The organism is Candidatus Saccharibacteria bacterium (assembly GCA_016699955.1).
GTDB lineage: Bacteria > Patescibacteriota > Saccharimonadia > Saccharimonadales > UBA4665 > JAGXIT01.
Genome location: CP064993.1, coordinates 915,745 through 939,129, shown reverse-complemented (window position 1 = coordinate 939,129; position 23,385 = coordinate 915,745). Strand labels below are relative to the sequence as shown.

Below are 23,385 nucleotides of genomic sequence, written 5' to 3'. Positions count from 1 at the left end.
GGAGAACGGCGAGACTAGCTTCAAACGTCTCATAATATCCCGTTCGAAAGGAGAAAACTGATGGCAAAAGTCGTCAAAGCTAACTTAAAAATGAAAATTAAAGGCGGGCAGGCATCTGCAGCGCCGCCCGTGGGTAGTACCCTCGGCCAATACGGTGTCAACATGATGGATTTTATTGGTCCATTCAACGACGCCACCAAAGACATGATGGGTAAAACCGTTACCGCACACATTACCATATATGAGGACCGGACCATGAGCTTCCGTGTCGTTGCTGAACCAACCGACGACCGCATACGTGCCGCGCTTGGCATACAAAAAGGCAGTGGCCGACCAAACAGCGAGAAAATCGCCAAGAAACTTAGTCAAGCAGACCTCCGTAAAATTGCCGAAGAAAAAGCTCATGATATGAACACCAACGATGTCGAAGCCGTCATGAAAATGGTCGCCGGCACCGCCCGCAGTATGGGCGTGGAAGTAGCAGCATAATGGGTGGCAACGAAACAAATCCAGCGCGTGCTCTAGGCTTTGCGTTTACTCATGCGCCTCACCTTGACCGTCATCAGACTGCCGCAGCCTCAGCTATTGCCGGTGTTAGCGCTGAACATACGGGCTTCCCAGTCAAGATAACTGTTAAACCCTTACCTAACGCACGGGGCGGAGGTCTAGATGAACAAGCCGGAATGCCTTCTGCCACACCACCGACTATCTTACCTAATAACCGAAAGAAAAAATAACTATACTTATCAATGTACCAACAGTAAGTGGGACCGAATTTAGTAGGGTTTGAACCACAAAAGGAGAAATAATATATGGCAAAGAAAAATGACGACGCAGCAGTAGCTGCCATGGCACTAGAGGCACAAGCAGCGGCTGCTGAGGTAAATGAAGTTGAAGTACCAGAGGAAAAAGACGCATCCGCGGTGAAAGTGGCCAAAGTAGCCAAAGCTGGCAAGCGCAGCACCAAAGGGCTTGAAGAAGCCGAAGCCAAGCAAGAAAAAATTGAACATCAGAAACATCGCACCGAAGAAGAAGCAGAAGCCGAGGCAAAGCCAAAGGCACCAGTAAAACCGACTCGTAGCCGTCTAGAACGACGCAGCAAAGGCTACCGCAAAGCAGCCGAACTCATAGAAAATGGTAAGGTTTATGGCCTTGCTGAAGCACTTGAGCTGGCCACCAAAACAAGTAGCGTAAAGTTTGACGCCAGCGTCGAGCTGCACATTAACCTCGGTGTAGACCCACGCCAGGCCGACCAAAACATTCGCGCCAACCTTGTCTTGCCACAGGGCACTGGCAAAACCATTCGCGTCGCGGTTTTTGCTGATGATACAGTTGAAGGAGCAGACTTGGCAGGTGTCGAGGAAATCACCAAGCAGCTTGAAAAAGGTGAGATTACATTTGATACGCTTATTTCAACACCGGCAAACATGCCCAAGCTTGGCAAATACGCCCGCTTGCTTGGCCCACGTGGTCTTATGCCAAACCCAAAAAGCGGTACGGTTACAACAGATGTAAATAAAGCCGTCGCAGAAGCAAAGGCAGGTCGTGTGGAGTACCGCGTTGACAGCACAGGTATTATTCACTTGGCCATAGGCAAAGTAAGCTTTGGCGGAGTAAAACTAAACGAAAATGCAGCTGCCGTCATGGCAAGTATCAAAAATGCTAAGCCGCAAAGCGTCAAAGGCACCTTCATAAAAGCTGTGCACGTCACCACAACCATGGGTCCGAGCATCACCGTCAACCCCAACGAATAAACTCGACTGTCGCATAATCTCCACGGTTGTCAAGGAGCAAATCAGAATTTACAGCTCTGCTAGCAGACTGGCTGATTGAGTTATGCGTGATTGCTAGAAAAAAGTAAGACGATGTGGCCAACAGGACTATGTGCAACGGGCTGTTTGTATTACTATAGAAGCAAATGGGAAATGTAAAAACTACTGCTGATAAGGCTTTCTCAAGCGAACGTGGCGTAATGGGTTACGGTTCAAACCCGGAAGCTCGCTTTATTCAGGATCACGAAAAACTGCGACTGTATGTTGAAGCACTCAAAACACTTGGGATGAAAATTGTGCTCACTAGTGGTACATTTGACTTGATTCATGTTGGGCATGCCCGGTACATGGAACGGGCAAAATCATACGGTGATGTGCTGATTGTCGGCGTCGATTCCGATGCCAAAGTAAAACTTCGTAAGGGTCCAACCAGACCAATCGTACCGGAGCAAGAACGAGTTCAGATGCTCGCTTATTTACGCTCAGTTGATCTAATAACGTCAAAGCAACCGGATGACCCCAAATGGACCCTCATTAAGCTAGTACAGCCCGATGTGCTTGTGGCGACTGCAGAAACCTACACTGACAAAGAGCTTAAAAAACTCGAGGATCTCTGTGGAAAGGTCGTTGTGCTTGCCCCGCAAGCCACGACATCAACTTCCGCGCAAATCCGCCGCATGCAAATCAGCTGGAGTGCAAATATCGTTGAGCCACTTACCGAAGTATTGTCACTTGGCGGCCTTCCAGAAAAGTCTCGTCAGATAATACAAAAGATTTTGAGCGGCGCAACCGGGTCAAAGAAATAGCATGGCATCGCAGCATATCATCTGCTATGTACCAGTAATCCACGAAGGCTACGTCAACTTTTTTGCTAAATACCCAGGTGCTTCCATAGGTGTCCTTGGTAAAGACGTTCTCAGCAAGCGGTTTGACTATTTGCGGAAAGATATCCGAGCGCTCCATCCAGAAAAGGTGGCCACAATACTTCGTGGCATTGGCCGAGTGGCAGAGGTTATTGACGAACCTACCCTAAAAGAAGTCTTACGCTCAGGTGGAGTTGTTATGCCCGACGACGATATTTCCCATGCGCTTGCAAAAGAGTTTGGAGCTTCTGAAGTAACTTTTGAGCCTGTATTTTTACGGTGGGATCGTCAAGCAATCGACACAAATCAAGTCGTCCACCCTGATAAAGTCCTTAGTGTGGCTGGAAATGATTCTATCATTGCGGCGCTCTACGCTGAGGCTAGCAAGAGCACAAACTGGTGGCGTACAGTCGGGGCTGCGATTGTAGCTGATGGTGAGCTTGTCGCAACAGCACATAACGGCTCAGTGCCGACCGCTTTTTCATCTGCTATCGACGGCGACCCTAGGATTCTTGCTAACCGTGGGTCTGCAATCGATACAAGTATCGATATTCATGCCGAATCTCGATTGATTGGCAAAGCAGCGGCAGAGGGCAAAAAGTTATCAGGTACATCAATTTATGTTTCAACCTTTCCGTGCCCGACATGTGCTAAGCTTATCGCTGCCAGCGGCATCACGCAGTGTTACTATGTCGAAGGATATGCCAGCATTGACGGCCAATCGATATTAAAGAATAACGCCGTTGAAATCATAAAAATTACTGCTAAAACACCTGCTACTTCTCGACAAAAGCTTAAAAAGTATCCGACTAGCTGATCTTGAAACGCACTTTTGCGTCAGCCGGCTTGTCTTTATTCGGTACAATCAAATGTGCGTGAAGGTGGTTAACTGATGCACCATTGTGCTTCACGTCGCCAAAACGCATGGCAAGCCCGCCAAAGTCGACATGATATTTTTTGATTGCCCAGCTAACATGTCCAAACAGCTCTTCGCCAGCACCATCTGGTAGTTGCTCTATTGACTCTACATGCTTTCTGGCAATGGCTAACAAGTGAATCTGGGTGTACTCGTATGGCCACTGGTTTGCAGTAATTGACCAATACTTTCCTTGTCTGAGCACAGGCAGTTTATGGTATTTTGCCAGGTGTTCTTCGTCGAACGGGCATACCTCGGCTTCTTTGATATTTTGCATAACCTGACGCTGATCATCATGCCGCGCATTATCGAGATTGACGTAGCCTGCCATCTAGACCGCCGTCCCCCCCATGCGAAGAGGTGGGTGAGCTTTATACTCGTGAATCGAAAAATGTTCAGTGCGAAAATCTTCAAGGCGCTTGATACTTGGGTCGACTTTGAGTAGCGGAAATGGATAGGCCGGACGCCTTAATAGCTCTTCTACCATTTCTGTGTGTTGGTTGTACATATGCGCGTTAGAAATAATATGCACAAGTTTGCGGGGTTTATAACCCGTCACTTGTGCCACCATAATAAGCAGCAGGGCGTAATGCACCATGTTAAACGGCACCCCAATTGGCACGTCACCGCTGCGCTGGAAATGGACAAGCGACATTTCACCTCGTTCAATATCAATATTGTAATGCTGCAGACCGTGACACGGCACAACGAGCACTTTTTGCTGTCGTCCTGGTGCCCTAGAAATGTACTGTGGTATAAATGGCGTAATTATGTGCGTTCGTAGCTCTGGTCGGGCTTTTATCTGCTCTAACATAACTTTGTACTGGTTAAAGCCGCCTTCTTCAAGAGTCGGGAAGTCATGAAAAGCCGCACCATATGAACCCGGGCCTAAATCACCTAGTTCAAGCCCTCGTTTTTTAGCCTTGTCTTCGTCAGACGTCCACGGCTTCCAGAACTTGCAGCCATATGTTTCAAGCTCTTCCTGCGTCCTAGCACCGTTAATAAAGCCGAGTATTTCTCCGACAGACTGTTTCACCATGCCCGCGAGTGGCCGGTGACTGACGTCAGGCACGTATGCAGCAATTGCTTCTGGTGTCGATACCTGAGTTAGGTCACGTTCGGTAATGAGCGGAAAGCCGTTTTCGAGATCATATTCTAGAATAGCGCCGAGCACCTCAGTAGAGCCTTCGTCCATACCCGACTTCGCTGGTGCTCCAGTGCCGCGAATACGCTCTAATAACCGTTTATATTGCTCGTCTGGACTACGCTCTTGCCGGTATGCTACCGGCGCATTGTGTGTACTTATTGCTGCCATCAAATCTCCCCTCGCTACATGTAGTATACCACTGGAAATTTCCTAACGGCAACGCTTGTACACCACAAAATCGTAGTCATACTGATTTCTTTCGTCTGCCACATGCGACTCACGCGAAACTTCCTGCCATTGTGCTGGGTTTATGCCAGGGAAATGCGCATCCCCAGAAATGTTGGCATGCACCTGCGTCACGTAGAGCATATCGGCACTACTAAGCATGGCCGCGTAAACCTGGGCACCCCCAATAACGTAGACGTCTTCTGCAAGCGTAGCAATCTCTTGAATGTCGTGTATAACCGAAGCTCCCTTGTGCTCAAAAGATTTATCCCGCGACAGAACTACGTTTTTACGGTTCGGCAAAGGCTTTCCAAGGCGCGCTACAATTGACTCAAATGTAGTTCGGCCCATTACCACTGTATGCCCACTGGTAACTTTCTTGAAGTGCTTCAGGTCGGCAGGCAAGTACCACGGCAGGTCATTCCTCGACCCAATTACTCCGTTCTCGGCCACCGCCACAACAATTGCAATCATATTACACCACTATAGCATTTCCGATTCGTCAGCATACAACAAAACCCCATAACATTTGTGTCGCGGTTGCAATACTTTTGTTATGGGAGCCAGTGTGAGTGTTCGATTGGACAGTGTACAAATGAGGGGTGTTAGTTATATTATGTTACAGAGCTATGAATGATGGCAAATATATTGTTTTAGAAGGTGCTATGGGTGTTGGCAAAACTACAATTGCCGATATGCTTGTGCATGAGCTACAGCGTTTAGGACTTAGCGTGCGCAAGATGCAGGAACCCGATGCCCAGGCAGATCCGACCACAACTGAAATTCGCCGCTTAACACAAGACCCAAAATACCCCATGAACAGTCGTACGGAGGTGTTGTTGTACAACGCTGCCCGCAGCCAGTCACTTGAAGCAGTTCGCGAAGCGCGAAAAGCCGGTAACATTGTCATTGTCGACCGAAGCTACTTAACAACGTTGGCCGTGCAATTTTACGGCCGAGGTGACATACCTGAATATAACCGCTTGAACGACATTATTGCGTTCGCGGTTGGTGATATGTGGCCAGATATGACCTTAGTGCTTGACGCGCCCGTCGACGTTTTGCAAAAAAGAGTTCAGAAGAGGGGCGAGAACGAACGGTTTGACAATCTGAGCGCCGAAATGCTGGAACGCATCCGCGCTGGGTATTTATGGGAAGCGAAGCAGCGAAACATGCCTGTCATCTATGCAACCGGCCGAGCCGACGAAACGTTTCAAGATGTCTGGCGCTATGTTGCTCAGCTGCTTGGTTTGAGCGAAGCAGTAGTGCGGGAACCAGTTGCAGTGGCGGATCTGCTTGCTAAAAGCCCGGCTGCTCAGGTACTCAAAACAAAGCGAGACATGCAGCACGGTGAGCAACAAACAACCTACTTCGTACCGCCATCTCTACCCGACGACATACAGTGTGACTACTGTGATGATATAGAACGTATCCTGACAGCTCGACGGAAGCTGGCAAAAGCCCTCACAGGGTACATGCAAAAACAAGGTACAACAACCGACAGCGAATCTAGCGCCTACGCGCGTTCCCTCGAACTACTCAAATCTTTGCTACCAGTAGCCTGCGCACCAGAGCCGCTACTATCGTTACTGGCAAACAAACAACAACTGCAGCTCCCAGGCGACGTCTTATCAACCCTTCCAAACGCATACAGCAGCGACACAACACCCGTCCGGCTAGCTTCTGTAATACCGCGTAACGAACTCGACTTGCTACCTGCCATGCTTTACGAGGCATTCGACATGCCGATGAATGAAGTGAAGGAAACAGTGGAGAAATGGCCATACGAAGTAAAAGCACGCCTTTTTCTGGACTACTTGCAGAAGTACCCAAGCAGCAAAGTGCTTGAATCAACGCGTTTTGAATTTGATTTGTTGACAGACCTTTCTGCCTTGACTGACCTTTCACAAGAGTTGCAGCAGCACGTTCAACTTCAAGCCCTCACGCCTCGCTATGGCTACGACATGCCCCCAGAGATAGAGGCGGCCGACCTAACCGATGATTACGATGCCATATTTGATCAAAGCCTCACCCTAGTAAGCATCCTCCAGGCACGTGGCTTCACCGCCGAGTCTCAGTACGCCACCCTACTCGGCCACAAACAACGCTGGCATACCGTCGTTTCATTTATTGGCCTAAGTGACCTAATCAAATCATCCACAGCGTCTCAACAGCAACAAATACTTAGCGCAATTGAAACACGGACAACTTTCTTACATCAGTTAATCACTAGGGAAACCTAGCTTGGCTGTTGGAAAACGTAACTTTAGCGATATCGTCGAAAGCATACAGCTTGAACGACTAAAATACGACGTTAAAAAAATCGGAAATATCATTGCTTGGCAGCGCAGAGCCGTACACATGGCTCGAAAGGAAATTATTCCGAGTGACATACAGGCGCTGGAGATACTGGCCGCAATACTTTTAGAGCTGAAAATCCCCCACGTTAAAGCGCCAGCGCCAGATGAAAATAACAGCGTCGAATTTCGGCATCCTGCCCTATACAGGGCATTTATGGGTATTAGCGCTGAAAGGTTAATGGGTTCGAGGATCATCGGTTCATCAGTTCGTTTTGCCTCCCCCCGCCCCCCCCCCCCCCCCCCCCCACCCCCCCCCCCACCCCCCACCCCCCCACCCCCCCCCCCCCCCCCCCCCCCGGGGCCGACGTTCGCATGTAATAAATATCTTAACTCCAGATGCAAGCGATGTCGAAAGGATGTTTATGCTTCAACAAGGATTAGGTGCAATGGGGATACAGGCGTACGCACAACCTATGGTAACGAATACATCACTCCCATGGATAACTGCTAACGAAACGGAACTACAAGTCCCGTTAGTATCAAACCCACAGTATATGCAAGAATTAGGTTGGCTTAGCTCGTACGACCCACCACTAGTATTTACATGTATGCCTGGACTGAGCCGAAAAAAAGGTTGACAAAGCAGCAAACGAAAGTTAGTATAACCAACATGTCATCAACTTTGAAGCAACAGCTAATAATTATTCTCGGCCTTAACGGGCTGTGCTTCAGCATGGTTGAAGCCTCGAGAACATAACTCGTCAGCACAGTCCGAAACCCAAAATGGCTTCAACCGAAGCCTTTTTTAATAATTTAAGAATATAGATAGGATAATTAATATGAATAATAATACATGGAATAGCTTTCCCTTTTTAGAAGACCCTGAAAGACATGCTGCCTGTTATCCAGGCCGTCCTGATGTTCAAGATTCTATTCGTTTACAAGGAGACACCGGACAAAGAATCACTACTGATGTTATGAAAGCTTGCGTCGAGGTAGTAGTATAGTGGCTAAAAGAAACTACGCAGGAAAATATGGTACGAGAGAACAAATAAGCATAGCACAATCCGCAACAGCAACACGGCAAAGAGCATGGGAAGCCTTCCTGGATGATGGAAAAATAAACCCAATCAAACTAGAAAAACTGAAGAATATGCTTTTTCTGTTACAAATGCCCTTGATTCTATGTACCGTCGTGGCGCCAGTCGTCGTGGACGTGCGGAACAATTTGCTGAAGTAGAAAGAAGAAGACAGATAGGTAGAGACGCTGGCCTATGCTTCACTGGATATGTTGTTGAGCCACCACATGCAACCAAAGTAAATACAGGAGAAATTAACTTATGAAAACTTATGGGCCGTATAGTCCTGCTAGGGTGGCCAACGGTTTTGTGTACACATCTGGCCAGGTTGGGGCGGTGAAGGGGAAGGCCGAAGCAGACATCACACCCCAAGTTAAACAAGCGCTTGAAAACCTTGCGAGCGTGCTAGATGAGGCCGGAAGTGGGCTTGACTGTGTCGTAAAAACGACCGTTTTCTTGATAGACATGGGGCACTACGCCGCTATGAATGAGGTATACGCCGCTGTGTTTGAGGCTGCAGGAACCGCACCCGCGCGCACTTGTGTTGCCGTTGCGCAGTTACCACGCGTAGCCGACCATCCGCTACTTGTAGAAATTGAAGCCGTTGCGCTCCTTCGGGAGTCAAAGTGAGCCCAACAACTATCAACGATATCGTCCGCGAGGTACTGACATCTCGCGTGTACGATGTCGCCCAAAAAACTCCGCTCGAGAAAGCCCAAAAACTGAGCAGGCAGCTCGGCGCACACGTTTATCTCAAGCGAGAAGATATGCAACCAGTGCACAGTTTCAAACTCCGAGGTGCGTATAACAAAATATGCCGGCTAAGCGAAGCAGAAAAACAGTGTGGTGTTATTGCCGCCAGCGCCGGCAATCACGCTCAAGGGGTTGCACTCGCCGCCCAGAAACTTGGTATTTCCGCGCTCATCGTTATGCCACGTACAACTCCAGCCATAAAAATAGACGCCGTCAAAGCATACGGCGCAGAGCTTGTGCTTATTGGCGACAACTACAGCGAGGCGGCCGAGGAATGTGCGAGACTTGTCAAACAGACAAAGCGAGTATTTATTCATCCTTTTGACGACCCGTTAGTCATTGCCGGACAAGGCACAATTGGACAGGAAATTATTGAACAACTCCCCGATGTAACTCATATTTTTGTGCCGGTGGGTGGCGGAGGACTGATTGCCGGTATTGCCCACTATGTCAAAGCAGTACGCCCAGACGTAATGATAATTGGCGTCGAGCCGGTCGACAGCGCTGCTATGACAAAAAGTCTAGCCAAAGGCGAACGCGTCACGTTAAAACACGTCGGTATTTTTGCCGACGGTGTTGCCGTAAAACAGGTTGGAGAACATACATTTGCTGCCGCCCAGCGGCTGGTTGACAGTTGTATTACGGTCACCACCGATCAAATATGCTCGGCAATTAACGATTCATATGAAGCAGCACGTACCATTTTGGAACCATCGGGGGCGCTAGCGCTCGCAGGGCTAAAAACTTATCCATTACCATCTGAAGCACACGCTGTCGCCATCTGTTCAGGAGCAAATGTTAGCTTTGAACGACTCCAGCAAATAGCTGAACGAACCCTGATTGGTTCTGGCCGAGAAGCGCTGATTGCGGTCACCTTACCCGAACGACCCGGAGCATTTCTTGAGTTCTGCGATAAAATCGTCGGTCGGCGCAGCATTACGGAGTTTTCTTACCGCTTCAGGGAGCGCAATGTAGCTCATGTTCTAGCCGGTATATCTGTCAAAGACGCCGACGACAAAGCAAAACTCCTGGCGCAAATGAAAACCAAGGGCTTTGACCATGTTGATCTTTCTAACGACGAAATTGCCAAAGAGCACGTTCGCCACATGATTGGCGGTCCAGGACCAGGCCACAATGCTGAAATGTTATACCACGTCGAATTCCCAGAAAGGCCGGGAGCGCTTGGAGAATTTCTTCACACCGTCGGCACGCAGTGGAACGTGACACTTTTCCACTACCGCTCAACCGCCAGCGATATTGGTCGTGTCTTGATAGGATTTGAAACGACTGACCAGAAAAATCTCGAAGAGCGGCTCGACGCTACCGGTTTTGAATATACCCGTGCTGGTAACAACCCTGGTTTACTACTATTTTCATGACCGACTGGTGACAAACCCATGACACCGCGTATACTAGAGATATAAGCGTCAATGGGAGAAACTAGTACGATGCGTGGATTAGTTATAGATACAGCACAGCAAACATGGGACGAGTCCCGTGGCTTTTCGTTAGCACAACTGGATAAACCTCGTCTTGACGAGGCACTTTTTCCGGACGATGCCAGTTCGGTTATTGTCCGCATAAAGTACGCCGGAGTTTGCGGTTCAGACCGAGGTTTATGGTATCGAAACGCGTTTAAAGACCAGTTTCTCAGTGCATTAGAGCGAGACAGTAAGAAGCAACGTGTTGTTGGTCACGAGTTCCTAGGCGAAGTTGTCGAAGCCGGTTCTAAAGTTAATTCTCTGTATTGGGATCCAGATCCAAAAAATATTGCAAAAATTGAAGTCGGCAGTTTAGTTTCGGGCGATAGCCATGTTACCTGTGGCAAATGCTACCAATGCCGAGTAGGCGAAGCAAATGTTTGCATGAACGAAGCCATTCTTGGCATTACCATAGACGGAATTTTTGCAGAATATGTCAAACTGCCAGCAAAAAACCTCTGGGCAATAGACAAAAATCGCATCCGCCCAGAAGTAGCGGCCATTATGGATCCTTTTGGCAATGCCATTCACGCACTCAGTAAAGTAGACGTTCGCGGACAGCGCGTTGCCATTTTTGGCGCTGGGCCTATCGGCCTTTTCAGTGTGCTTATAGCCCAAAAGTTTGGTGCAGCCAAAGTAATTGCGGTTGATGTTAGTAGCACTAACCTCGAACTTGCTCGACAGTGCGGCGCCGACGAAACCATTCTCATTGAACCGAGCGAAAAAGCTCAGCCGTGGCAATGCGACCCAAATGTCATCGACCGCATAAAGGAAATTACTTACGGCAAAGGTGTCGATGTTAGCATGGAAATGGCTGGCCCGGCCAGTAGCGTCAATAACGCCATAGACTGTACCCGCCGCGGCGGCCACGTCGTACTTTTTGGTGTAAAAGATGGCGATTTAACCATACCTCATTTCCCCCGTCTCATCGTCGCAGGCTTGACGTTGCATTGTATTATTGGGCGTGAAATCTTTAACACGTGGCAGTTATCTCAGCGCGTTTTGTCGCAAGAAAGCAATGGCATACAAGAAAAAGTATGGAAAATCATCCTAAACAACGGCGAAAATACCATCGTAAACCTGAGTCAGTTTGACCCTGCCATATTTGAACAGAAAATGAACGAACATCCGAAACTTATCTTTAACATGGAGGCTTAAGCCAATGTACACAGATCTAAAACCAATCCTAGACGCTGAACTACGTAGTATCAAAGACCAATCATTATGGAAAGAAGAACGCGTCATTATGTCACCACAAGGCCGTGAAATCACGGTCGGCGACAAAAAACTCCTAAACTTTTGCTCCAATAATTATCTTGGGTTTTCCGGTACAGACGGTGTCCGTGAAGCTTCCGACGCAGCTTTAGCAAAATGGGGTTTTGGTCAGGCAAGTGTGCGGTTTATCTGTGGCACGCAAGGAATTCACAAAGAGCTCGAAGCTGCCACCGCTAAGTTTCTCGGTACGGATGACGCAATTTTGTACTCGTCTTGTTTTATGGCGAATGTTGGTCTTTTTCAAACATTTTTTGGTCCAGAAGATGCCATTATCAGTGACGAGCTAAACCACGCGAGCATTATTGATGCTGTTCGGCTTACCAAGTCAGAACGCCTTATTTATACCCATATGGACATGGCTGATCTTGAAACCAAGCTCGAAAGCGTCAAAGACAAACGCCTGAAAGTCATTGCAACTGACGGCGTGTTTTCTATGGATGGCCACATTGCCCCGCTGAAAGACATTTGCGACCTTGCAGACAAATACGGCGCACTTGTCATGGTGGATGATGCCCATGCAACTGGTGTTCTCGGCGCAACAGGGCGAGGCACACCCGAGTTTACTGGCACTCAGGGACGTATTGACTTCCTCACAGGTACATACGGTAAGGCTCTTGGCGGCGCCGGCGGCGCTTTTATTGCCAGCCACAAAGAAGCTGTGGACTTCTTACGGCAGCGGTCACGCACCTACCTTTTTAGTAATGCCATGGAAGTCGGTACTTGCGGAGCATCGCTCTATACACTCGACTACATCCAGAACCACCCAGAGCTCGTCAAAAAACTCAAAGATAACACCTCGCTGTTCCGCGAACTTATGACAAAAGCTGGTTTCAATGTCGCAGGCAGTGAGCACCCTATTACACCCGTGATGTTTGCAGAAGAAAAAGATGCCGTCGAAACAGCCGCAAAGCTTTTTGAAGAGGGGATTTATGTTGTCGGATTTAGTTTCCCGGTAGTGCCGAAGGGCAAAGCGCGTATTCGCGTCCAAATCAGCGCCGCGCACACTGAAGACGACATCCGCCGTCTGGTTGAAAAGTTTGCTAAAGTTACTGGGCAGTAAGCGGGTACATGAGCCGAGAACTATTTGGTACAGACGGTGTGCGGGCACTGGCCGGTCAATACCCGCTGGATGACATCGGTACGGTTGCCATTGGTAGAGCAGTTGGCACCCAATTCGCTCGAGACAAGGAACACATAGTCATTGCGTGCGACACACGTGAGTCATCGACGCATCTTGTGCAGATGATCACACAGGGACTGCAAGCCGTTGGCGTTAATGCTGTCTTTGCAGGCGTTCTTCCCACACCAGGCCTTGCTTACATTACTGCTCAGCACGACGAATTTGTGGCAGGCATCATGATAACTGCCAGCCACAACCCGTATGAATTTAATGGCGTTAAGGTGTTCAGCGCCAGCGGGAGCAAACTGCCCGATGACGCAGAAGAGCGCCTAAACCACGATATTGAAGCAGGCGTCCCCAACCGAAGCCCCGGCAGCTTTGCAACACGAGACTTAGCGCACGAATACGAAGATTTCCTAGTTTCCTCCGCCCGAGGCTTAAAACTTGATGTTTACAAGATTGCTGTAGACACTGCCAATGGCGCCGCCAGTGCTCTCGGTCAACGAGTATTTGAGCAACTTGGTGCCGAGGTAATCGCACTTGGCAACGAACCAAATGGACGCAATATTAATGTTCGCTGCGGTGCCACCGACACGACAGAGCTGCAACGCGTAGTGCGTGAACAGCACTGCGACCTAGGTATTGCAGTTGACGGTGACGCGGACAGGCTTATTTTGGTAGATGCAGCAGGACGAGCCTGCAACGGTGATTACCTAATGTACATGCTGGCCGTTGCAAATGGCTATAAGCACGTCGTAGCAACAGTTATGTCAAACCTTGGCACCGAACAAGCTCTAAAAACAAAGGGAATTTCGATGGAACGAACCGCCGTCGGTGACCGCTACGTTCTGGAACGACTGCTCGCAACTGGCTACAAACTGGGCGGTGAACAGTCCGGTCACATCATCTTACCCGACTTTGCCACAACCGGCGATGGTTTGCTTGCCGCTGTGCAGGTTTTGAGCGCTATCAACTCGTCTGGAAAATCCTTAAGCGAATGGCGAGATGAGGTTTCTATGCTGCCACAATCACTCGTGAATTTCCCCATAGCAGATAAAACCAAGCTAAACTCACCAGAGGTAGAAGACTACGTCCGAGTGAAAACGGCCGAGCTAGGCAACTCTGGCCGCATACTTGTGCGTCCGAGCGGCACCGAACCACTTGCTCGCGTAATGGTGGAAGCGCCAAACGCCGAAGCCCTTGCTACCGAAATGGCCAACCACATCCAGGAGCTCGTACTTTGAAACCATTCCCCACAACTTATAGCGAATCATCAGCAGCAGTAGAAGCGGATAGTTTAACCGAAAAAGGGCAAATTGCACAAAAAAAACTGGCTGAAGCTGGCTACGAAGTTCGTTTGGGTCTAACTGAGACAGACGCTGCAACAATTCAACAACTCGCACTGGAACCATCTATCATAGAATACTGCCCGAATGACTGCGACTCACGTTTTCGAGATAAAAAGGGCACTACCAACTGGCTTAGCAAAGGTCGGGCAGTTTTTTTGCTGGTCGAGAAAGCGACGGGTGACTTAGCAGGTTATGCCTGGGCGGGTGAAAGCCAAAGTGATCATGTGCCTGACGGAAAAGTAACAGTGGCGGTGCGACTTAGCGAAAGGCATCAGGGTAAAGGGCTCGCTACTCCTTATCTGGCTGTTGTTCTTGACGCCACCATACATTTGTACGATGCAGACAATTTATGGTTAGAGTCTTGGGCAAGTAATACTGGAGCTGTTCACATCTACCAAAAACTTGGGTTCACCCTAGTTGCCAGCGTCCCCTCCACACGCCCCACAGCCACCGGCTCGCTAACCCCCGACACCCGCCTGTACATGACCCTTACGTAATTATGTCTTTTGTGATATAGTAATCCTGTGTCTAGACTTAATCCAGGTGATATTTATTACGAAGTACACGGTCCAGTCTTGCATGAAATACTCAGCATGGCTGACGCTCTTCAAAAAAACAACCAAGCCGACTCACAAGTTATGGGTTTTTTAACGGATGCTCCGCGCGAGGCTGTCTATGAACATACGATTAGTGGACTATCGCAAACGGATGCAATTGATTCCAGGCTGCTAGATCTACCGAAATCCAACGTTGAAGCATTGTTCCGGTTATCGGCAGCAGAGGCTTTAATGCCAGTAACTCTTCTTAGTGGTAATCTTTCAAGGTTTACTTTTTTCAATGTACTCCACCGTCTTATTGCTACTAAAGAAAATGCACATGACGAGAAAGACTTCACAAATGCATGGCTCAATGTAAAACCACTGACAAGTACTCAGTCCTATGTAATTGAAAAATATGATTTCCCGCTTGAAGATGATACCTCATTAAGAGTCAGATTTTGCATGGTTACAGGTGCAGCTGCATGCGCTAGAGAAGTGGCTATTGAATATTCTAAAGGTATTACTGAAGTACTGCGTATCACTGAGTTCAACGATTACGTTGACCCATCTGCTCTCCAAAAAGAACTTGATGTAATGCATGAATTCAAAATGGAAAATGATGAACTTAGTAAAGACATAGAAGGACTTATTCAACGTAGTAAAAGAGAAGACATACGTAGGTCTACCCAAGAATTATTCGCTAAGTTGTTGTTTGGACCTGATAAAACGAATGAGAGAACTCCAGAAGTAATTGAAAATGAAATGCGCGCGAGTTTCGAAAATCCATTTGATCGACTCGTGATTGAAAGAATTATTGATAATATTAGACTTACGGTAGAAGGCTACGATAGGGCATTATCTCTCGAACGATTATTTCCGGATTTAGATCTTCCAAGCCCGTATGTCTTGAAAACTACCGTACCATTCTTGCTACTCTTGCACAACCCGGGAAATAGTATTAGAATGTAATTGTTACCAAAGACAGTGACTGGGGCGAGAGCTTCTTGATTTGTCACCGAGGCGACGAAATCACTTTATTTCGTTTTGCAAGGGCGCTTTTGGTATCACTAAAAGCGCTTTTCTTTATGTAACAAGAACGATGAAATCGCACCGGTCGATAGCGTCCATTCATTATTCTTCATAAAACAATTTATCATTCACTCCAAAGGAGAACGAATGGCACTTAATAAATCACAAAAAGATGACGTTGTTGCGGAAGTCTCTGACTTACTGCAATCTGCCAAGATGACAGTTGTCGCAAAGTACCAGGGCACAACCGTAAAAGCGCTCCAACAGCTTAGGCGCGATGCACGCGAAAACGGCACCAAAGTCAAAGTGGTCAAAAATCGGCTCGTTATCAAGGCGATGACTGGGCATGACAAGCTGAAAAACGCCGACACCAGCTGCCTTAACGGCATGCTACTCTACGCTTTTAACAGCGAAGACGAAGTCGCTCCCGCTCAAGCACTGAAAGCGTTTACCAAACTAAACCCAACGCTTGAGTTTGTGGGCGCCTACAGCGCAGACGGCACCTTTATGGATGCCTCTCAGGTAAAAACGCTCGCTGACTTGCCAAGCAAAGACCAGCTCATTGCCGAAGCAGTTGCTATGCTACTTTCACCGGTAAACGACATCACAAATGGCCTGTCCGGCAACCTTCATGCGTTGCTCGACGGCATTCGTGACAAAGCGACGGCCTAAAAGTCGCACCAAACGTTGATCATTGAACAGTAATCAATATTTGACCATTTTTCATTGGTCAAATATCACTAAATAAGGAGAAAATTTTATGGCTGATATAAAGAAACTCGCCGAAGAACTTACTAAACTAACTGTCTTAGAAGTTAACGAACTTAAAACTATTCTTAAAGACGAATACGGCATCGAACCTGCAGTCGCCGCTGTTGCCGCAGCTGGTCCAGCTGCTGGTGGCGAAGCAGCCGATGCTGCCGACGAAAAGGCTGAGTACGATGTCATGCTCAAAGATGCTGGCGCCCAGAAAGTCGCTGTCATCAAGGCTGTCAAGGAACTGACCGGCCTCGGTCTTGGCGAAGCCAAGGCGATTGTCGACGGCGTACCAAAGGTTGTACTTGAAAAAGCCAAAAAAGAAGATGCTGAAGCAGCCAAAAAAGCTCTTGATGCAGCTGGCGCCACAGTAGAACTTGTCTAGTATTACTCCGGCTCGGTGTCATCACCGCTACTAGCGCCTTCCGGCGTGGGTGGGGGCTAACTCGGCGTTTACGCCGAGTTAGCTATATTGAAACCATATGCACGCTAGGAAAAATATCTAAACCGCAATTTATCCACAGATAAGATAGGGGCGCAGGCTGATATTTTGACTTGCTGGCCAGGGTATGCTAGGGTTAGATTAAGGTATTACAGACCTAAATGGTGGAACATTAGGGAAGTGCAACAAAAGGGAAATAGAAAGAAACAGTTATGGCCGATTTACCAGATAAGCAAATCAAAAGACTTCGGGCACTCATACAAGAAGCGGAAACCAACTTGGCAGCCGCAAATGAGCTCTTGATAAGTCTCGTTGGTGACGATATTAAAGTTCAGGCTAAGGTCAGCGAAGAAGCACTGGGCAAGGTTATTGAGGGTGTTTTTGACGGGCAAAACATGGTCGGTAGCGATGGCAAAACCTATCCCGTTCCAGCAAACTATGCCAGTAAATCAAAACTGGTTCAAGGCGACATTTTGAAACTTACAATTGCCGATGACGGTGCGTTTTTATACAAGCAAATTGGTCCAATCCCACGCAAACAGGTTGTCGGACAATTAAAGCTCGAAGGTGGTCATTACTTCGTATCAGTAGGCACAAAAGATTACCGCGTCCTTCTTGCCAGTGTCACTTATTTTAAAGCAAAACCTGGCGATCAAGTTTCAGTCAACGTACCAGAAGACGATGCCAGCGCAGAGTGGGCCGCTCTGGAAGCTGCTCTCTAGGCAACTATGTGGCAGGTTGCTCTTTGTATCAATATGCTTCTGTTTGTGGCCTCGACACTTCTTAGAAGGCGTTTCGCGCAAGCACAAACTGTCCCCGCCAGCATTAGCGTCGCACTTTCATATCTGATTGGCTTAATGCCGCTGAGCATTGTTGCTGGGCTCATAGCACCGCATGACATCACCTGGTCTGTCTGGACATTGTGGCTGCTTCTTAGCGCAAGTTTTCTGGTGGCAGTTTTTGTGCTGTTATCATTTATGGCCATAAAACATATGCCGGCAGCATTAAACCAAACAATATTCCAAGTACGCATTATCATCACAATTTTACTCGGATGGCTGTTTTTGGGTGAAAAACTAACCATTATCCAGCTGCTGGGTGCCGGTTTAGTGCTTGTGAGTGGCGTCATCGCCGTTTGGGCACCGGCAAAAGCGCATCGCAACGGCACAAGCTCATATGAGCATATAGCCAAAGGTATTCTTCTGACACTAATATCCGCAGCTTTTCTCGGTGTCGGTGTCGTCGTCGAAAAAGCAGCTATCCAGTACATGGATATCGGCGCGTTTTTTATCTATGGCTTTGGGCTGCAAACTTTTTGGCTGACGCTTTTTGCGGCATACGATTATCACAAGCGTCGTTCAGTTCATATTTCAACCAGGCTGATTCGGGAATCTGCACTGCTCGGTACGGTGATAGCAGGGATTGGGATTAGTTATTTCATAGCTCTAGAAAAAGCAAATAATGTTTCTCTTATTGCCTCACTGTCAGCATTTGTACTGCCACTGACAGCCGTAGCAGCGCATTATTTTCTGCATGAAAGAGATAACGACAAACTGTTATGGGTAGCCGTCGCACTTGGCGCTATCGGTGTAATCATCACCTCATTCTAAGCAAAATGCCGCTCGCACTTATTACTGTAACTGAGCCTTTACGGCGAGTTCGCCTTATGTTTGCTCGTAGGGAGTTGGGGGGGAAAGTAGTTTCTTAGCCGAGTACAGGGTGGGGGATTGCATCAGCCCAGTTAAGTACTCGATTGTAATTACTACATTCGGAAATCGCTCACGCAGCAGCTATACTTAAGGGACAATGGGGAAAGCACTGTACAGAACATACCGGTCTCGGTCACTGAGTGAAGTGGTCGGTCAGGAGCACATTACTACCACACTCGGAAATGCTTTGCAGCAGGGTAAAATTGCTCACGCCTATCTTTTGACGGGTCCACGGGGGGTTGGCAAAACATCAGTCGCACGTATTCTCGCCCATGAAATTAACCACTTGAGTTACAGCGAAAAGCCCCACTTTGACATAATAGAAATCGATGCCGCAAGCAATAACGGAGTAGAAGACGTCCGAGACCTGCGCGACAAAATAATGTCTGCTCCCTCTAGTGCAACATACAAAGTATTTATCATCGATGAAGTGCATATGCTCAGTAAAGCCGCCTTTAACGCACTGCTTAAAACGCTTGAGGAACCACCCGCGCACGTTGTCTTCATACTTGCCACCACGGAGGCTCATAAACTCCCAGAAACAATAATAAGCCGGACACAACGTTATCGGTTTAAACCAGTGTCGCTAGAAAAAGTTGCCGCGCACCTGCGCCATATTGCGAAAAAAGAACAAATTTCCATAGACGATGAGGCGCTTCATCTAATTGCCGAGCATGGCGAAGGAAGTTTTAGGGACAGCATTAGCCTCCTCGATCAAGCAAGTTCGACAAGTAGCAATATTACTCGGGAGCAAATTGAACAGTTGCTCGGGCATGCTCCCTCAACCTCGATTACTCAGCTAAGTGATGCACTAAAAAACCAAACAGTACCGGCTACGCTTGCTGCACTGCACGAGCTGTCCGAGCAGGGGTATGAACCAGTTATGATTGCCCTACAGCTGGGGCAGATGTTAAGATCTCAATTTTTAGACGGCAACGCTCCTTCATACGCACTAGATTTGTTACGTGATTTGCTCGATGTCCCACCGGCTCATAATCCGCGGGCACTGCTAGAAATCACACTCCTAAAATACGCCGGCTACGCTAGCCCCAAGTTAAATGAAACAGAGGTCACAGAGGCGTCCCAGGTAAAAAAAGTAACTCCTAAACCCGAGTCAACAACTGTCAAAACAGTTCAAGAAAAAACTTCCTTGCAGGCTGACAAGCCCGCGCAAGCCCCTGAAACACCGACACAAGCTGACGAACCTATCGTAATTGACACGCCGCACCCACCGACCGCGGAGCGCTTAAGTCATGATATAGCACCTCAGAGTTCCAGCCCAACCACCGACAACCACAACATCGACACGCTATGGCAAGCCGTGCTACAAGATCTCAAGCAGACACATAACACACTATATGGCATTGCCCGCATGGCACGACCAAGCCTAGACGGCGATACGTTGACGCTAGAGCTCAATTTTTCATTTCATCAAAAACGTTTGAACGAACCACGCAATCGCAGCATCCTGGCTGCGCTAGTTGATTCGGCTCGTGGTGTTCCCACGGAAATCCGTTGCCTTACAAGTAGCGCCCCCAAGACGGCACTAGCAGGATCAGAAACAGTGGCAGCCATAAGCAATATCTTTGGCGGTGCCGAACTGCTAGAATCATAAAGCACGACAAATAAGAAGGGTCGAGAGAATAAATGGCCGTAGAACCACTACCACAGAATATCGAGGCGGAAGCATCGCTACTAGGCGCAGTGTTGATAGACACCGATGCCATCATAAAAATCGCAGACAGAATAACACCTGACGATTTTTTCGACGCCCGCCATGCCCGTATCTACGAAGCCTTGCGCGCGCTGTACGAAAAACGTTCTGCCATAGATGTTCTGACGCTCGCCGATCAGCTCAAAGGTAATGGTTTTCTGGAAATGGTGGGGGGGTCAAGCTATCTCACCGAACTGACAAATTTCGTGCCAACAGCGGCTCACGTTGAACAATACGCCGACATTGTCGCACAGAAAGCACTGCGCCGCCGTCTTATTTCGGCCAGCGCCGAAATGGCAGATTTGGGACGAGATGAATCAAAAGCACTTCAAGAACTCATCGAGGAAGCTGAGGCTCGACTATTTGCTGTTAGCCAACAACACGTCAAGCAAAGTGTCGTTAGCTTGGAATCAGTTCTTGCTGACAGTTTTGAGCGTCTCGACGACCTCCACAAAGACAAAAACAAGCTACGGGGTGTTCCCAGCGGTTACCGCGACCTCGACAATATTTTGGCTGGCTTCCAACGGTCAGATTTGTTTATTATCGCAGCTAGGCCATCAATGGGGAAAACCGCCTTTGTTTTGAACCTTGCCCACAAAGTAGCGACACTGGCAAAAGAATCTGTGCTCATATTTAGCCTAGAAATGAGCAAAGAACAGTTAGTTGACCGCTTACTCGCCATGGAATCAGGCGTAGACGCTTGGGCACTGCGTACCGGTAAACTAACCGATGACGACTTTGAGCGTCTCGGCGAAGCAATGGGTACCCTCAGCGAAGCAAAAATTTTCATAGACGACTCCCCCGGGATAACTGTGAGCGACCTACGAACAAAATCAAGACGCGAAGCCCACACCCAGAAGCTTGGCCTCATAGTCGTAGACTACTTGCAGCTTATGAGTGGCGGCGGCAAGTACAGCAACGAGGGCAACCGCGTACAAGAGATATCGGAAATTTCTCGCGGACTGAAAGGTATTGCCCGCGAGCTCAACGTTCCTGTCATAGCCCTCAGCCAGTTAAGCCGGTCAGTCGAAAGCCGCAACCCAAAAATACCACAACTATCAGACTTACGTGAATCTGGTTCTATTGAGCAAGATGCCGACGTCGTCGCATTTTTATACCGCGAAGATTATTACGAGCCAGAAAGTGAGCGCAAAAACATCATGGATGTTCTCATTAAAAAACACCGCAACGGTCCAACTGGCGGGGTCGAATTGTATTTTGACCGAGAAAAACAGCGTATTCGCTCGCTAGACAGTAGCCACGCGGCAATACCGTTTGACGCTCAGTAAAAAATCAGAAGCTCGCTTTCGGCTTGTTCGCTTCGCTCATTTTAGCGTAAAATATGGAAATCCGGTGGTACTTATGTGGAACTGAGGTTATACTTAGCTATAATACTTATGGACAGAATACTCAATTTCATAACCGTGCATTGGCGATTACTACTTGCGTGGCTCGGCCTCGCACTGTTAGCCTATGTGCTCCTTTTCCGTGGCTTAACAACACTGATACCAAACTATGCTCCGCTTGAACAAGCTTCGCAACAACAGTCAATCAGTCTTCGTACCATATACAACAATCCAGTAGATGCTCCCTATAAGAGTCTGGTGTGGATTGGGCATAAAATGGGTCACCAAAGCATTGCGGTGACACGCATAGCCGCAGCGTTAATTGCAGCGACTTTTGCGCTACTTTTTTACTGGGTCGCTGTTCATTGGTATTCTAAACAAGTTGCACTCCTCGCGACCATACTGTTTGTTAGTTCTTCTGGATATTTACATTTTGGTAGAATCGGTGCGGCATTTATCCTGCAGATGGCAACAATAGTTTTAATTGCCTGTACGTTTCTGCTACGCAAAGCCAAAAAAGAACGGCTTATGTCGTATGCAATTGCTGCTATTTTTGCGCTCTGTTTATATATTCCGGGAATGATTTGGTTTGAGCTTATTGGAATTGTGCTTATGCATAGGCGAATACTAGGTATTTTCCGACAACTTGGTGCGAACCACTCTGCGCTTCTCGTGCTGACTGGCGTTATTATTACTATTCCGCTAGTGATAGGGGCAGTCCGGTCGCCAAATGTCCTACTGACCGTGCTAGGGCTTCCCACTTCGCTCCCATCATTACAGCTGCTTTTTGATAATGCTATGCACCTCGGTTCTTCGGTAATATTTAAGGGCTATTGGCCGCCGGAATATTGGTTATACGGCGCTCCGCTGCTAAGTGCCGGAGAAATTATTTTGTTTATAGCTGGTTTTATTTTACTTTTTTCAAGACCTCGCATACGAGGAAATTACTTACTATTTGGTATGCTCGCGGTTTCGTCTGTGCTAATTGTTCTGGGTGGCAGTGCAGCCATGGCTATGATTATTCCGCTCATCTATCTTACAATTGCCGGTGGCATCTACTACTTGCTTGATCAATGGCTGAGAGTTTTCCCCAAAAATCCACTTGCTCGGCTTGCTGGTATGGCACTCCTCGTTGTGCTGGTTGGATCCTCGACCCTCTATCATATCAAAGCATATTACACCGCTTGGCCAAATGCCCCTGAGACAAAAGCTGTTTACACTATAAACAAGCCGTCATAATCTGTTACAATAGTATCTATAAACGGAGGTGAATATGAGTCGATTTGATCAAGCAAAAATGTTGCTACAAGTTAAAAAAATCCAAAAAGAACTACAAAAAATGGTAATTACTATCGAACAGGGCGATGGAGCCGTGCGGGTTGAAATAACTGGCGAACAAAAAATTAAAAAAATTAAAATTGACCCAGAATATGTCGACCTTGACGATATTGAACAGCTTGAACGTTGGGTAGAAGACGCTGTAAAAGATGCAATTTCAGAAAGTCAAAAAGTAGCCGCTGAAAAAATGCAGCCATTTATGGGCATGCTCGGCAATCTTGGCCTGTAAAGA

25 protein-coding genes and 1 other annotated feature are annotated in these 23,385 nt (G+C 47.9%); of the genes, 22 read left to right on the top strand and 3 right to left on the bottom strand.

The features are described 5' to 3' along the window. The first annotated feature begins 60 nt into the window (after positions 1 to 60). From rplK to IPL85_04795, 5 genes are all read left to right on the top strand, one after another. Positions 61 to 489: a 50S ribosomal protein L11 gene (gene rplK, locus IPL85_04815; protein ID QQS19568.1), complete on the top strand. Its 429-nt coding sequence runs from the start codon at positions 61 to 63 to the stop codon at positions 487 to 489. After that, entirely contained in the window at positions 489 to 737 is a 249-nt protein-coding gene (locus IPL85_04810) for a hypothetical protein (protein QQS19567.1), read from the top strand. The genes rplK and IPL85_04810 overlap by 1 nt, the downstream gene beginning before the upstream one ends. A 111-nt stretch (positions 738 to 848) precedes the next feature. After that, complete coding sequence (gene rplA / locus IPL85_04805; GenBank protein ID QQS20444.1) at positions 849 to 1,754, top strand: 50S ribosomal protein L1; 906 nt, start codon at positions 849 to 851, stop codon at positions 1,752 to 1,754. Between the two features lie 164 nt (positions 1,755 to 1,918). Beyond that, on the top strand, positions 1,919 to 2,578 hold the full coding sequence (locus IPL85_04800; GenBank protein ID QQS19566.1) for an adenylyltransferase/cytidyltransferase family protein: 660 nt from the start codon (positions 1,919 to 1,921) through the stop codon (positions 2,576 to 2,578). A 1-nt stretch (position 2,579) separates the two neighbouring features. Then, positions 2,580 to 3,452 (top strand): deoxycytidylate deaminase, encoded by an 873-nt coding sequence (locus IPL85_04795; GenBank protein QQS19565.1) that lies wholly within the window; start codon positions 2,580 to 2,582, stop codon positions 3,450 to 3,452. Here IPL85_04795 and IPL85_04790 read toward each other — a convergent pair. From IPL85_04790 to IPL85_04780, 3 genes are read right to left on the bottom strand one after another with little or no spacing between them, the layout of a single operon-like run. Next, the gene (locus IPL85_04790; protein QQS19564.1) at positions 3,445 to 3,882 is read right to left on the bottom strand and encodes an HIT domain-containing protein; all 438 of its coding nucleotides are present in this window, start codon (positions 3,880 to 3,882) and stop codon (positions 3,445 to 3,447) included. The two genes, IPL85_04795 and IPL85_04790, sit on opposite strands and share 8 nt — an antisense overlap. Beyond that, positions 3,883 to 4,866 carry a thymidylate synthase gene (gene thyA / locus IPL85_04785; protein QQS19563.1) on the bottom strand — a complete coding sequence of 328 codons (984 nt, stop codon included), beginning with the start codon at positions 4,864 to 4,866 and terminating at the stop codon, positions 3,883 to 3,885. Between the two features lie 42 nt (positions 4,867 to 4,908). Continuing rightward, positions 4,909 to 5,397, bottom strand: a complete 489-nt coding sequence (locus IPL85_04780) for a dihydrofolate reductase (protein QQS19562.1) — start codon at positions 5,395 to 5,397, stop codon at positions 4,909 to 4,911. Between the two features lie 155 nt (positions 5,398 to 5,552). Between IPL85_04780 and tmk the strand changes: the two genes are divergently transcribed. The 17 genes from tmk to IPL85_04695 all read left to right on the top strand — a co-directional run bounded on the left by tmk (position 5,553) and on the right by IPL85_04695 (position 23,382). Further along, positions 5,553 to 7,166 (top strand): dTMP kinase, encoded by a 1,614-nt coding sequence (gene tmk, locus IPL85_04775; GenBank protein QQS19561.1) that lies wholly within the window; start codon positions 5,553 to 5,555, stop codon positions 7,164 to 7,166. An 896-nt stretch (positions 7,167 to 8,062) separates the two neighbouring features. Further along, on the top strand, positions 8,063 to 8,230 hold the full coding sequence (locus tag IPL85_04770; protein QQS19560.1) for a hypothetical protein: 168 nt from the start codon (positions 8,063 to 8,065) through the stop codon (positions 8,228 to 8,230). 333 nt (positions 8,231 to 8,563) lie between these two features. Next, the gene (locus IPL85_04765) at positions 8,564 to 8,932 is read left to right on the top strand and encodes a RidA family protein (protein QQS19559.1); all 369 of its coding nucleotides are present in this window, start codon (positions 8,564 to 8,566) and stop codon (positions 8,930 to 8,932) included. Between the two features lie 11 nt (positions 8,933 to 8,943). Then, positions 8,944 to 10,434 carry a threonine ammonia-lyase, biosynthetic gene (gene ilvA / locus IPL85_04760; GenBank protein QQS20443.1) on the top strand — a complete coding sequence of 497 codons (1,491 nt, stop codon included), beginning with the start codon at positions 8,944 to 8,946 and terminating at the stop codon, positions 10,432 to 10,434. Positions 10,435 to 10,503: 69 nt separating this feature from the next. After that, complete coding sequence (locus IPL85_04755; protein ID QQS19558.1) at positions 10,504 to 11,694, top strand: alcohol dehydrogenase catalytic domain-containing protein; 1,191 nt, start codon at positions 10,504 to 10,506, stop codon at positions 11,692 to 11,694. 4 nt (positions 11,695 to 11,698) lie between these two features. After that, on the top strand, positions 11,699 to 12,871 hold the full coding sequence (locus IPL85_04750; GenBank protein QQS19557.1) for a glycine C-acetyltransferase: 1,173 nt from the start codon (positions 11,699 to 11,701) through the stop codon (positions 12,869 to 12,871). Positions 12,872 to 12,879: 8 nt separating this feature from the next. Then, entirely contained in the window at positions 12,880 to 14,175 is a 1,296-nt protein-coding gene (glmM, locus tag IPL85_04745; protein QQS19556.1) for a phosphoglucosamine mutase, read from the top strand. Further along, positions 14,172 to 14,777 carry a GNAT family N-acetyltransferase gene (locus tag IPL85_04740; protein QQS19555.1) on the top strand — a complete coding sequence of 202 codons (606 nt, stop codon included), beginning with the start codon at positions 14,172 to 14,174 and terminating at the stop codon, positions 14,775 to 14,777. The genes glmM and IPL85_04740 overlap by 4 nt, the downstream gene beginning before the upstream one ends. A gap of 27 nt (positions 14,778 to 14,804) precedes the next feature. Beyond that, complete coding sequence (locus tag IPL85_04735) at positions 14,805 to 15,788, top strand: hypothetical protein (GenBank protein QQS19554.1); 984 nt, start codon at positions 14,805 to 14,807, stop codon at positions 15,786 to 15,788. Next, positions 15,777 to 15,911: a sequence feature (ribosomal protein L10 leader region), on the top strand. Its footprint overlaps the gene before it by 12 nt. Positions 15,912 to 15,995: 84 nt before the next feature. Beyond that, entirely contained in the window at positions 15,996 to 16,520 is a 525-nt protein-coding gene (locus IPL85_04730; GenBank protein QQS19553.1) for a 50S ribosomal protein L10, read from the top strand. An 88-nt stretch (positions 16,521 to 16,608) separates the two neighbouring features. After that, positions 16,609 to 16,989 (top strand): 50S ribosomal protein L7/L12, encoded by a 381-nt coding sequence (rplL, locus tag IPL85_04725; GenBank protein QQS19552.1) that lies wholly within the window; start codon positions 16,609 to 16,611, stop codon positions 16,987 to 16,989. A gap of 269 nt (positions 16,990 to 17,258) precedes the next feature. Continuing rightward, on the top strand, positions 17,259 to 17,768 hold the full coding sequence (locus IPL85_04720) for a hypothetical protein (GenBank protein QQS19551.1): 510 nt from the start codon (positions 17,259 to 17,261) through the stop codon (positions 17,766 to 17,768). Between the two features lie 45 nt (positions 17,769 to 17,813). Beyond that, positions 17,814 to 18,656 (top strand): DMT family transporter, encoded by an 843-nt coding sequence (locus IPL85_04715; GenBank protein ID QQS19550.1) that lies wholly within the window; start codon positions 17,814 to 17,816, stop codon positions 18,654 to 18,656. 196 nt (positions 18,657 to 18,852) lie between these two features. Next, positions 18,853 to 20,370 (top strand): DNA polymerase III subunit gamma/tau, encoded by a 1,518-nt coding sequence (dnaX, locus tag IPL85_04710; GenBank protein QQS19549.1) that lies wholly within the window; start codon positions 18,853 to 18,855, stop codon positions 20,368 to 20,370. 32 nt (positions 20,371 to 20,402) lie between these two features. Beyond that, positions 20,403 to 21,758, top strand: a complete 1,356-nt coding sequence (gene dnaB, locus IPL85_04705; GenBank protein ID QQS19548.1) for a replicative DNA helicase — start codon at positions 20,403 to 20,405, stop codon at positions 21,756 to 21,758. A 108-nt stretch (positions 21,759 to 21,866) separates the two neighbouring features. Then, positions 21,867 to 23,054, top strand: coding sequence for a hypothetical protein (locus IPL85_04700; protein QQS19547.1), 1,188 nt, complete (start codon positions 21,867 to 21,869; stop codon positions 23,052 to 23,054). A gap of 34 nt (positions 23,055 to 23,088) precedes the next feature. Further along, complete coding sequence (locus IPL85_04695) at positions 23,089 to 23,382, top strand: YbaB/EbfC family nucleoid-associated protein (GenBank protein ID QQS19546.1); 294 nt, start codon at positions 23,089 to 23,091, stop codon at positions 23,380 to 23,382. Positions 23,383 to 23,385: the final 3 nt, after the last annotated feature.